The 12,809-nt window shown below is 47.0% G+C and carries 8 protein-coding genes; 2 read left to right on the top strand and 6 right to left on the bottom strand.

The annotated features are described in order from the left end of the window. Window positions 1-32: 32 nt before the first annotated feature. The 3 genes from DWX62_RS03375 to DWX62_RS03355 all read right to left on the bottom strand — a co-directional run bounded on the left by DWX62_RS03375 (window position 33) and on the right by DWX62_RS03355 (window position 5,390). Window positions 33-1,214 (bottom strand): GTP-binding protein, encoded by a 1,182-nt coding sequence (locus DWX62_RS03375; protein WP_005826968.1) that lies wholly within the window; start codon window positions 1,212-1,214, stop codon window positions 33-35. 186 nt (window positions 1,215-1,400) lie between these two features. After that, entirely contained in the window at window positions 1,401-2,738 is a 1,338-nt protein-coding gene (locus tag DWX62_RS03370; RefSeq protein WP_005826963.1) for an NADP-specific glutamate dehydrogenase, read from the bottom strand. A 363-nt stretch (window positions 2,739-3,101) separates the two neighbouring features. After that, window positions 3,102-5,390, bottom strand: coding sequence for an NADP-dependent malic enzyme (locus tag DWX62_RS03355; RefSeq protein WP_005826960.1), 2,289 nt, complete (start codon window positions 5,388-5,390; stop codon window positions 3,102-3,104). 175 nt (window positions 5,391-5,565) lie between these two features. On the opposite strand from DWX62_RS03355, the gene DWX62_RS03350 reads away from it, so the two are divergent. Beyond that, the gene (locus DWX62_RS03350; protein ID WP_005826959.1) at window positions 5,566-8,070 is read left to right on the top strand and encodes a family 20 glycosylhydrolase; all 2,505 of its coding nucleotides are present in this window, start codon (window positions 5,566-5,568) and stop codon (window positions 8,068-8,070) included. A 111-nt stretch (window positions 8,071-8,181) separates the two neighbouring features. On the opposite strand, the gene DWX62_RS03345 is transcribed toward DWX62_RS03350, so the two are convergent. Beyond that, window positions 8,182-9,462: an O-acetylhomoserine aminocarboxypropyltransferase/cysteine synthase family protein gene (locus DWX62_RS03345; RefSeq protein ID WP_005826957.1), complete on the bottom strand. Its 1,281-nt coding sequence runs from the start codon at window positions 9,460-9,462 to the stop codon at window positions 8,182-8,184. A 137-nt stretch (window positions 9,463-9,599) separates the two neighbouring features. Here DWX62_RS03345 and DWX62_RS03340 point away from each other — a divergent pair, with 137 nt between their 5' ends. After that, a complete protein-coding gene (locus tag DWX62_RS03340) occupies window positions 9,600-10,616 on the top strand; it encodes an N-acetylmuramoyl-L-alanine amidase (protein ID WP_008665171.1) in 1,017 nt (338 codons plus the stop codon). 6 nt (window positions 10,617-10,622) lie between these two features. On the opposite strand, the gene DWX62_RS03335 is transcribed toward DWX62_RS03340, so the two are convergent. Then, window positions 10,623-11,519, bottom strand: a complete 897-nt coding sequence (locus DWX62_RS03335) for a DMT family transporter (protein WP_005826953.1) — start codon at window positions 11,517-11,519, stop codon at window positions 10,623-10,625. A 342-nt stretch (window positions 11,520-11,861) separates the two neighbouring features. Next, the gene (locus DWX62_RS03330; protein WP_008665173.1) at window positions 11,862-12,719 is read right to left on the bottom strand and encodes an AraC family transcriptional regulator; all 858 of its coding nucleotides are present in this window, start codon (window positions 12,717-12,719) and stop codon (window positions 11,862-11,864) included. Window positions 12,720-12,809: the final 90 nt, after the last annotated feature.

Here is a 12,809-nt window from a genome sequence, read left to right as displayed (position 1 = left end):
ATCGGAATGACGGGGAGCACTTTTTTAGGAAGTTATTCAAGGCATTTGTCCAAGTCGCGGATGATTTGCTCTTTATCCATATTTTGTCCGATGAATACTATCTTCAGCATGCGGTCGCCGTATTGCTCGTCCCAGTCTCTTAGCAATCCCGGTTCTTGGCGCATCAGTTCTATCATGTCTTCTTCGGGGGCGGTGGCATACCATTGTCCGGCTTCAGTTATTTTCTTCTGTATACCTGCTTGTTCAAAGAGGAAGGACATGTCGCGGTTGTGGCTGAAGTAGCAGACACCCTTGGCGCGGATAACGCTGCGGGGCCATTTGGTAGCGACATAGTGGTCGAACTTATGAATGTCGAATGCAGGACGGCGGTAGTAGACAAATGTGCCAATACCGTATTCTTCTACTTCACCTCCTTCGTGATGGTGGTGATGATGACCCTCTTCATGATGGTAATGCGCCTCTTTTTCCTCCTCTTCGCTTACTTGTTGCTCTATGCCACGAATCCATCCGGCGGAAGTTGCGGCACGTTCAAAGTTAAAGAGGTGGGTATGGATAATCTTATCCAGGTCTACATCTGCATAATTGCACTCTATAATTTGGGCACCGGGTTGCAAGGTGTGGATAATCTGCCTGATACGTTTTAATTCCTCGGGCTGTACTTCTGCTGCTTTGTTCAGCAGGATAATATTACAGAACTCAATTTGCTGAATGATGAGGTTTTCTATATCTTCCTCATCAATGCCTTTGCGTGTCAAATCATCTCCGCAAGAAAATTCACTTTGCAGACGTAAGGCGTCCACCACGGTGGTAATGCAGTCTAAGCGGCAAATACCGTATTTAGTATACGCTCCTCCCATATGAGGAATGGAGCAGAGTGTTTGGGCAATAGGCTCCGGTTCACAGATGCCACTCGCTTCAATCACGATGTAGTCGAAGCGTTGCATCTTCATGATTTCGAACATCTGCTCTATCAAGTCTGTCTTCAGCGTACAGCAGATACAGCCATTCTGTAGAGCTACCAGGCTGTCGTCTTTCTTTCCCACCACGCCACCTTTCTGTATAAGGTCTGCATCAATGTTCACTTCGCCTATGTCATTGACGATAACGGCAAACTTAATGCCACGTTTATTAGAAAGAATGTGATTTACCAACGTCGTTTTGCCACTGCCTAGATAACCGGTCAACAGCAGTACGGGGATTTCTATTGTATTCATAATCGTTTGGTTTGCTTCAATGATAATGGTCTTCTTTTATTAACTTCCGCAAAGTTATCTGATTTATGTGATAATGGATTGAAAAAAACAAAATTTTGTTTCTTCTATATTATTAAACAGAAAAAAGGTGAAAAGCTTTGAGCCCCTCACCTTTCTTCTGTTGTAGTTGTACTATGGCTTTAGTTCTTACAGAATCCCTTGCGCCATCATCGCCTTTGCCACCTTCATAAATCCGGCCACATTGGCACCCTTCACGTAATTTACATAACCGTCGGCTTCCGTACCATATTGCACGCAAGCTTCGTGAATGTTCTTCATGATGCTCTTCAATTTCTCGTCCACTTCCTCTGCACTCCAGCTCAACTTGATGGAGTTCTGAGTCATTTCGAGACCGGATACTGATACACCGCCGGCATTGGCTGCCTTACCCGGAGCATACAGAATCTTTGCATCTTGGAATACGCGGATTGCTTCAGGGGTAGAAGGCATGTTTGCACCTTCGGACACAGCCATGACACCATTAGCAATTAGTTTTTTGGCATCATCTCCATTTATTTCATTCTGAGTTGCAGAAGGCAGGGCGATGTCTGCCTTTTCACCCCAAGGACGTGCACCTTCTACGTACTTGACACCCGGATATTGTTCAGCATATTCGCGGATACGTCCACGATAGAGGTTTTTCAGCTCCATGATGTAATCCAACTTTTCGCGGTCAATGCCGTCCGGATCGTATACATAACCGTCAGAATCAGACATGGTCAATACCTTACCACCCAATTCCAATACTTTCTCGGCCGTATATTGAGCTACGTTACCGGAACCGGAAATCAGACAAGTTTTGCCTTTCAAGTCAGTACCCTTAGTCTTTAACATTTCCATCAGGAAGTAGATGTTACCGTAGCCGGTAGCTTCCGGACGAATCAGCGAACCGCCGAACTCACGGCCCTTACCGGTGAAAGTACCCGTAAATTCATGAGCCAGCTTCTTATACATACCGAACATGAAACCTACTTCGCGACCACCTACACCGATATCACCAGCAGGTACGTCTGTTTCAGGGCCGATATGACGCCATAACTCCAGCATGAAAGCCTGAACAAAACGCATGACCTCAGCATTTGACTTGCCGCGCGGAGAGAAGTCCGAACCGCCTTTACCGCCACCCATAGGCAGAGTTGTCAATGAGTTTTTAAATGTCTGCTCGAAAGCAAGGAATTTCAGGATGCTCAGGTTTACAGAAGCGTGGAAACGAACACCGCCTTTATAAGGGCCGATAGCGTTGTTGTGCTGCACACGATAGCCCATGTTGGTTTGTACGTTACCTTTATCGTCTACCCAAGTAACACGGAATTGGTAAACGCGATCGGGGATGCAAAGACGTTCAATCAGATTGGCTTTGTCAAACTCCGGATGCTTGTTATACTCTTCTTCAATCGTAGAAAGAACTTCTTCTACTGCTTGATGATACTCCGGTTCGTTGGGGAACCGTCTTTTCAGGTCTTCTAATACCTTAGCTGCATTCATAATCTATTTCTTTTATTGGTTGCTACTATATATTACCTAAAACAATTCGATTTTCGGTTTGTTTCCTTTTCCTCTCATTGCGGTTGCAAAAGTACACATAAAAATGAAACGAACAAACATTTTATAAAGAAAATGCGGTATAAAACAACAATTTTATTGTTTTATACCGCAAAATGGAATAAAAAGATATTATTTATCCTCTTTTTAGAGACTTTATGACGGGAATAAATACTAAAGCCGCCGAAATGGCAAGCGTTAGGATGATTGGACCGTCAATTCGTTCGACAGATATCAAAACAATGTAGCAAAGTGCTGCCCAAAGCAGCATAATGCAAACTATTTGGAATTTTGATAACGGTCGTTTCATTTGGCTGCTTTCTTTTTGTCTACGATAGCATCGATAACTGCCACTGCGGTGATATTCACGATATCTCGCACGGAGCTTTCAAAATCGGTGAAGTGGATAGGCTTGTTCAGCCCCATTTGGATAGGACCAATCAGTTCGGAGTCCGTATCCATCGCCTGCAGCAGCTTGTAAGCAGAGTTTGCAGAACTCAAGTTCGGGAAAATCAGTGTGTTTACGTCTTTTCCTTTCAAGCGCGTAAACGGATACTTGGCATCACGCATTTCGCGGTTCATGGCGAAATTCACCTGCATTTCTCCGTCAATGGCAAGGTCAGGATAGTTTTGTTGCATATAATCCACTGCTTCGTGTACACTTACCGGACTTCCTTCCTTATCCGCACCGAAGTTGGAGTAACTCAACATGGCCATTACCGGTGTATGATTGAAGAAGCGGACGGTATATTCCGACAGCTTGGCAATGTCAATCAGCGTTTCGGCATTGGGATGACGGTTAATCAGCGTATCTGCCAGGAAGTATGTGCCTTTCTTGGAGTTCAGAATATGCATGGTGCCGAAATGCTTGTATTCCGGACGGATGCCGATGACTTCCTTGGCAACCTTGATGGTATTGCTGTATTTGGTGTAAAGACCTGTGATGAAAGCGTCTGCTTCACCCGTCTCCACCATCATCATACCGAAGTAGTTACGTTCGAACATTTTGTCGTTGGCTTCTTCGTAAGTGGCTCCTTCGCGGGCACGTTTTTCAGATAGGATGCGGGCATAGCGTTCACGGCGCGGCGCTTCATCCGGATGACGCAGATTTACTATCTCGATACCTTCAAGGCTAAGGTCGAGTTCTTTTGCCAGCTTCTCGATGGCTTCGTCGTTGCCCAATATAATAGGATGGCAGATACCTTCAGCCTTGGCTTCCACAGCAGCTTTCAGCATATTGGGGTGGATGCCTTCGGCAAATACCACACGTTGTGGGTTGCGGCGGGCGGTGTCGTAGAGTTGGCGGGTCAGTTTGCTTTCGTAACCCATCAGCTCGCGCAGTTGCAGGCGGTAGGCATCCCAGTCTTCGATGTCTTTGCGAGCTACACCGCTTTCCATGGCAGCTTTGGCCACAGCGCAGGACACTTCGGTGATGAGGCGCGGGTCAACCGGTTTCGGGATGAAGTATTCGGGACCGAAGGTGAAGTTGTTTACATGGTATGCTTCATTCACAACATCGGGCACGGGCTGCTTGGCAAGGTTGGCAATGGCGTGCACGGCAGCAATTTTCATGGCTTCGTTGATGGCTTTTGCCTGCGTGTCGAGGGCGCCGCGGAAGATGTAGGGGAAACCGATTACATTATTAATCTGGTTAGGATAGTCGGAACGACCGGTGGACATCAGTACGTCCGGACGTGCTGCCATGGCGTCTTCGTAAGAGATTTCCGGAGTAGGGTTGGCAAGGGCAAACACGATGGGATGGTCTGCCATGCTGCGAACCATGTCCTGGGTCAACACATTACCTTTTGACAGTCCAAGGAATACATCGGCACCTTTGATGGCTTCTGCCAGTGTATGTACGTCGCGACGGTCGGTGGCAAAGTAACGTTTCTGCTCGGTCAGATTCTCGCGGTCGCTGGTGATGACTCCCTTACTGTCCAGCATCAGGATATTCTCACGGCGTGCACCGAGCGCTTCATACAGTTTGGTACATGAGGTGGCGGAAGCCCCGGCACCGTTTACGACGATTTTCACTTCCTCTATCTTCTTGCCTGCCACTTCCAGGGCGTTCAGCAATCCTGCGCTGGAGATGATGGCGGTGCCGTGCTGGTCGTCGTGCATCACGGGGATGTCCAATTCCTCTTTCAGGCGGCGTTCTATTTCGAAACATTCGGGTGCTTTGATGTCTTCCAAGTTGATACCTCCGAATGTTGGGGCAATAGCCTTGACAGCTTCGATGAACTTGTCGGGGTCTTTTTCATTTACTTCGATGTCGAATACGTCGATACCTGCATAAATTTTGAACAACAGACCTTTACCCTCCATGACGGGTTTGCCGCTGAGGGCGCCAATATCGCCCAGGCCGAGCACGGCGGTTCCGTTGGAGATGACAGCTACCAGATTGCCTTTTGCTGTATATTTATATGCATCTTGCGGGTTTTTCTCAATTTCGAGGCACGGTTCTGCAACGCCCGGAGAGTAGGCGAGAGAAAGATCGGTTTGTGTACTGTAAGGCTTGGTGGGTACTACTTCAATCTTACCCGGTTTGCCTTGCGAATGGTAGAGCAAGGCTGCTTCTTTGGTTATTTTAGCCATGGTAGAATAGTTAAATTGGTTATAATTTGGCTGCAAATGTAGGTATAAAAGTTCTAAATTGTAGCTCGCTGTCAATAAAATCTATTACTTTTATCAGTTAATTAGCTTAAAATGCTTATTTTTGGCATCAGATTTTAGAAATTACCCCCATTTATTAACTTAACACATGAGTTGCATGAGAATTTTGAAACTTCCTCTGGCAGGATTATTATTTTGTGTAATGGCACTATTTGCTGGATGTAAAACGAGTAATGAACCTAAGGCACCGGTTGCTCTGACCTGGGAAATGGGTGCAAGTGACATCGAACCCGGATATTATGAGAATACCTTTATTCTCAAGAATATCTCTCAAAAACCTCTAAAAAAGAACTGGACGATTTACTATTCACAGCTTCCCCGAGGGGTGAAGCAGGAAGGAGCCTCTGAAGTGAAGGTAGAGGTAGTGAACGGTAATTTTTTCAAAATGTATCCGACAGACGAATTTGCTCCGCTGGCTCCCGGTGATTCCATGCGGATCACTTTCCTTTGTACTTACAAGCTGGACCGGAACTCCCATGTACCGGAAGGAACTTATTGGGTGGAGACTGTGGATGGTAAAGAGGGCAGTCCGTTGCCCGTGGCTTTGAAGGCGCTGCCGCTTCCTTCTCCCGAGTCAATGAGCGGCTATCCGGATGCGACTAAGATTTATGAATCCAATCTTCGCTTGGCTGGTGCTCCTGCTTTGGTGCAGTCAGACATTCTTCCGTCTGTAAAGAAAGTGGTAGCCATTGAAGGCGATAATGTCGTATTGGAAGGTAAGGTAGCTTTGGCATTTCCGGAGAACTTTGCCGGTGAAGCCAAGTTGCTGAAAGAGAAACTGACTGGTTTGTATGGTTTGGAAGTTGTCGGAAATGCTTCCGTGAAGATTGTGCTGGAAGAACTGCTTGATAGGAAGGAGGCCGTAAATGATGAATATTATACTATCAATATAGGTGACAACCTGATAAAAATCAGTGCTGCCACTCCTCATGGCATTTTTAATGGTACACAGACACTTTTGTCAATGTTGAAGGGCAAGCAGACACCTTATTTGCTGGAGGCAGTCTCCATTCGGGATTATCCGGACTTGGCATATCGTGGACAAATGATAGATATTGCCCGTAATTTCACCGCTCCGGAGAACTTGAAGAAACTGGTGGATATTTTTGCATCTTATAAATTGAATGTCCTGCATTTCCATTTTTGTGATGATGAAGCCTGGCGTTTGGAGATTCCCGGTTTGGAGGAACTGACTGCTGTGGGTAGCCGTCGCGGGCATACCACTGACGAAAGCCAGTGCCTCTACCCATGTTATGACGGTGGCTATGACCCTGATGCAAAGACTGTAGGCAATGGATATTATAGCCGCGAGGAATTTATTGATTTGCTGAAGTATGCTGCCGAAAGACATGTCCGCATTGTTCCGGAAATAGAATCTCCGGGGCATGCCCGCGCTGCCATTGTCTCCATGAAGGCACGCTATAACAAATATTTTGAAACTGATCCGGGGAAAGCTACAGAATATATATTGAGTGAACCGGAAGATACTTCACGTTATGTTTCTGTACAATATTATACGGACAATGTGATGAATGTCGCCTTGCCTTCTACCTACCGTTTTATGGAGAAGGTGATTCAGGAACTTAATGCGATGTATCAGGAAGCTGGTCTTTCACTGTACACAGTGCATTTGGGTGGTGACGAAGTGCCTCGCGGTGTGTGGATGGGCTCCCCGAAATGCCAGGAACTGATGAAGGAAAAAGGCATGACGAAAGCTCATGATTTGTCGGAGTATTTCATTACGCAAATGGCGGATGTGATGCAGAAGAACGGACTGAAATTCAGTGGTTGGCAGGAAGTTGCTTTGGGGCATACTGAAGAGGCTCATCAACAGTTGAGGGGCCAGGCTGCCGGTGTGTATTGCTGGAATACTGTACCGGGCTCTGATGAAGTGGTTTATCAGACAGCCAATAACGGTTACCCGGTCATCCTTTGCAACGTGGGCAATTTCTATATGGATATGGCTTACAATGGTCATCCGGACGAGCGTGGACTCGATTGGGGAGGTTATGTGGATGAGTCTGTCTCTTTCTCTATGCTTCCTTTCAGCATTTATCGTTCGCTGCGTGTGGATATGGCAGGCAATCCCATTGATTTGAATAATGCGGAAAAGGGGAAGACTGCTTTGACAGAGATAGGCAAGAAGCATATTATGGGTGTACAAGGGCAATTGTTTGCCGAAACTATCCGTAGTTTTGATGGCGTGGAATATCTTCTTTTCCCAAAAATATTAGGGCTGGCAGAACGTGGCTGGAATGCCCATCCGGCATGGGAAAATTTATCCGGTATACGGGAGGAGCAGGCTTTCAATCAGGCTTTGGCACTTTATTATGAGAAAATCAGCAAGAGTGAAATGCCTTATTGGGCAAAGCATGGGATTAACTTCCGCTTGCCTCAGCCGGGTTTATGGATAGAAGAGGGAAATCTGTTTGCTAATGTGGCCATTGATGGGGCTGAGATACGTTATACGACTGATGGGTCGGAACCTACTGCCCAGTCTGCTTTGTGGCAGGAGCCGGTGAAATGCGATGCTTCGGTATTGAAGGTAAAGACATTCTATCAAGGAAAGGAAAGTTTGCCGATAACGTGGCAGGTAAAATAATTGTTGTAATATTTAGGCGCGAATTACGTGGATGTAATGGACTAAATCCGTGAAATCCGCGTAATTCGCACCTAAAAAAATATCAAGAAAGTTTTAAAATTTCTATCCTTATCAAGCGTTCAGCGCTTGTTCTATATCCGCAATAATATCCTCTGCATTCTCTATACCTACCGAGAAGCGAATCAGGTCGGGGCGTACACCTGCCTCCATCAGTTGCTCGTCTGTCAACTGGCGGTGTGTATGGCTGGCTGGGTGCAGCACGCAAGTACGTGCATCGGCCACATGAGTCACGATGGCTGCCAGTTTCAGTGAATCCATAAACTTGATAGACTCTTCCCGTCCGCCCTTCAAGCCGAAGGTGACAACGCCGCAAGAGCCGTTCGGCATGTACTTCTGTGCCTGCTCGTAGTATTTGTCGCCCGGCAGACCACAATAATTCACCCAAGCCACTTTGTCGTTCTGGGCAAGATACTCGGCTACCGCTTGTGCATTCTTGCAATGTTGGGGCATACGCAGGTGCAGTGTTTCCAGACCCAGGTTCAGTAGGAATGCGTTTTGTGGAGACTGGATGCTGCCCAGGTCGCGCATCAGTTGGGCTGTAGCCTTGGTGATGTAAGCCATTTTGCCGAAGGCTTTCGTATAAGTCAGTCCGTGGTAAGACTCGTCCGGTGTGCACAGTCCGGGGAATTTGTCGGCGTGTGCATCCCAATCGAAGTTACCGCTGTCTACAATGGCTCCACCTACGCTGGTGGCATGTCCGTCCATGTATTTGGTGGTAGAGTGTACTACGATGTCGGCACCCCACTCAAACGGGCGGCAGTTGATAGGGGTAGGGAAGGTGTTGTCCACAATCAAGGGCACGCCGTGGCTGTGGGCAATGCGGGCAAACTTCTCTATATCGAGCACTTCGAGCGTAGGGTTGGAGATGGTTTCGCCGAATAGGGCCTTGGTATTGGGGCGGAAAGCAGCGGAAATTTCTTCCTCGCTGGCATCCGGGTTGACGAAAGTGACGTCGATGCCCAATTTCTTCAAAGTTACTCCGAAGAGGTTGAATGTTCCGCCATAGATGGTAGAGGAGCAAACAAAATGGTCTCCTGCCTGGCAGATATTGAAAATGGCATAGAAGTTGGCTGCTTGTCCGCTGGATGTCAGCATAGCGGCCACACCACCTTCGAGGGCGGCAATCTTGGCGGCTACAGCATCGTTCGTAGGGTTCTGCAGGCGGGTATAGAAATAGCCGCTGTCTTCAAGGTCGAACAAGCGTGCCATCTGTTCGCTGGTATCATATTTGAAAGTTGTACTTTGATAGATGGGGAGTACACGGGGCTCGCCCTTTTTAGGAGTCCATCCGGCTTGTACGCACAGCGTCTCCGGCTTGAATTGCTTTGCCATAATGTTATCTGTTTTAAAAGTTTCTTATCTATTATCGCGTAAGTTGTCGCAAAAGTAGGGAAAAAATTATAATTTTGTGCTTAAGTATGGTAAAATGCTATAAATTAGCGGCTGGAAATTTGTAGCGAACCGAATAAATGATGAATAATTGGAATATGAAACGCATATTTTGTTTACTGACCATCCTCTTTTGTACTTTGTTTGCTTTTAATGCTTCGGCTCAGGAAGAGCGGGATAGTCCGAGACGTGGAGAAGGAATCTCTGTTTTCCTGGAACGTAACAAGCGCCCGGGGAGAGCCTATTATAAGGAGTTTTTGGAGCTGAACAAGAAACTTCTTAAAGGGAAGGAGGAATTGCGGCTGGGAGTGAAGTATGTACTGCCCCCATTATCAAAGCCGGTTGGCAATGGGAAGAAGACAATCAATGAACCTTTGTTCGGGAAAGCGCTTGCCAGTGTAAAAGTGACATCCAACCGTTTGCAGGGCGCTTGTTTTTATGTAGTGAGCGGGCATGGAGGCCCCGACCCCGGAGCTATCGGCAGAATCGGCAAAATAGAACTGCATGAAGATGAGTATGCGTATGATGTGGCTTTGCGCCTTGCCCGTAACTTGATGCAAGAGGGGGCGGAAGTCCGTATCATTATCCAGGATGCTAAAGACGGAATCCGTGATGACAAGTACCTTTCCAACAGCAAACGTGAGACGTGCATGGGAGCTCCCATACCCTTGAACCAAGTGGCACGTCTCCGGCAACGTTGCGCCAAAATCAATGAGTTTTACAAGAAGGACCGCAAGAACTATAAATATTGCCGTGCCATTTTTCTTCATGTGGACAGTCGCAGTAAGAGCCATCAGACCGATGTGTTCTTTTACCACTCTAAAAGCAAGCCCGACAGCAAGCGTCTGGCTAAGACCATGAAGAAAACTTTCGAATCGAAATATGACAAGCACCAGCCCAACCGTGGGTTTACCGGAACTGTCAGCGCACGCAATCTTTATGTGTTAGCCAATACTTCTCCCGCTTCCGTATTCGTGGAATTGGGAAATATCCAGAACACTTTTGACCAGCGCCGTTTTGTAATCAGTTCGAACCGCCAGGCCTTGGCCAAGTGGATGATGGAGGGTTTCATCACGGATTATAAAAAGGCGAAATAAGGACAATCAACTCTCACTCTCCTTTTTCTTTTCGTGTACCACCACGACTGTAACGGCCGTTATTATCAGCGCCATGCCGATGGCGCTGGCCGGTGTGAAGCTTTCATTGAATATCAGGCAACCGATAACTACGGCTGTCAGAGGTTCCAAGGCCCCGAAAATGGAAGTCAGTGTAGGCCCTATGTATTTAATGGCTTTTACCAGGGTGATGTTGGATATAGCTGTTGCCGGCAGCGCCAGTCCGAGAATATTCAGCCATGTGTGGGTATCATTGGCCAGCCGGATGCCTCCGGTCAGATATCCTCCTATAATAAAGAACAAGGCTCCCAGCCCCATTACGTAGCATGTCAATGCAGTGGAGGGAATCTGCACGGCACGGCTCTTCCTTACTCCTACGATATATCCTCCATAAAAGAATACGGACAGACCGGCAGCAATCAGCCCGATGGTCGTGTTTCCTCCTTCAAAGTCTATTTTGCCGGATGACAAAAGTCCAGCTCCGCTTAGTGACACCAACACGGCAAACAGAATGGCGAATGACCTCTTTTCTCCGAAAAAGCCCATCATGGCCAGTGCCACGGCCAGCGGATACATGAAATGAATGGTGGATGCCACTCCGCTGGCTATGTTCTGATAGGCGATGACCAGACTGAAGGAGGTAGCTGCCCGGAGCAGGCTGAGGATGAACACCGTTCCCCAGTCTTTCCTGCTGATGCGGAATGTCTCGCCCAGCATAATGCCGAAAACGACCAAGGCAAGTGAAGCTATTCCCCATCGGTAGGCCAATACTTCGAAAGAGGAGAAGCCCGCAAGGAGTAATGAAATGGTGAAAAAAGGAGCCAGCCCGAAGGTGGCAGAGGAGAGAGCCGCATATATAAACCCTTTTATGGAAACATTTTGCATCTTTTATCTTGATTTTAATGGAGATTTTAAAATTATTTGTTTGCGTCAATTGCTTGATTCGCATTGCGTCGTGCAAAATTAATGAATAAAAACAAGCATACAGACAAGGGAGTGTCCCTTTTTTACAATACAGTATAGATATGGGTATCTAATATAGTATCGACCGGCTTGCCTAATATTTATTCGTTCCATCATGAGGTAAAAATCATTCCACCGCGGAGTAAAAATCGTTCCACCATGGTGGAACGATTTTTACTCCATGGAGGAACGAATACTTGTTCGCTGCCCGGTTCCTAAACTCTTCCGGGGAGAAATCCTGATGGCTCCGGCAGAACAGTTTGCCTACTCTACCGGAATATAAATCTCTGTCAACAGTTCCTCCGGCGCCGTATCTGCGGGGTTGTTCAAGTAACGTTCCGCACTGGACTCATCCCGTAAGCTACATTCCATTTCGGGGATATACTTCCCGTAGATGGTATCGTATACGGCCTGCAGATGTTCGTATGGACCTTTGTATAGGAATATGGCATAGCGGCCTGCCGCGAGCTGTTTAAATCCTATGTCTCCTTTGGCCGTTGCAGATGAGGGTAGGACTATACATACATCGGTACGCAGCTTTTCAGCGGGCGTCACTTTGGGGTCATCGTGATAGATACAGTAGGGCATCACTTCTCCCATAGGCAGTTTTTCTTCCTGGATGAACTGGCAAAGGCGCATCCATGCGCTGCAATAGTCGTTCAGTTTATAGTCGCCAAAGAGGCGGATGTAAATCACATTTCTGGCAGGAACTTCTTTGATTTCGTGTTTCAGTTCCAGTTCCGGACGAATAATGGCTGGTTTCATAATTACAAAGTTTTTATTGTTACGGTATTCTAATGGTGAAATGCCGTAGAACTGCTTGAATACTTTCGACAGTGACGAAGGCGAAGAGTAGCCTATACGGTAGGCTATGTCCGCTATCGGCATGTCCGAGTAACGAAGCAACCGGGCAGCGGCTTCGGTACGCGTCCGGACAATGAACGTACCGACGGGTTCACCCAGGAAAGCTTTCATGATGCGGTGGAAGTAGAAGGGAGAGAAATGGGAAATCCTGGCCAAAGATTTCAGGTCAATTTCTTCTCCGAGGTGCAGATTTATATAATCCACTACTGCGTTCACACACTTTTGGTATTCCTCCTGGGTTGTCTTTTTCTGCTGCATGGCTCTATTGGGCTTTTTCATGTTGCAAAAATAGGAGGAAAAGAAATAGGTTACTTGTCCGATGTTGCTATAAATGCAATATCTTTAAAT

Source organism: Bacteroides sp. AF20-13LB (assembly GCF_003603065.1).
Lineage (GTDB): Bacteria > Bacteroidota > Bacteroidia > Bacteroidales > Bacteroidaceae > Bacteroides > Bacteroides uniformis.
Note: the sequence above shows the minus strand (reverse complement) of the source record. Positions and strands in the feature narration are given on the sequence as shown.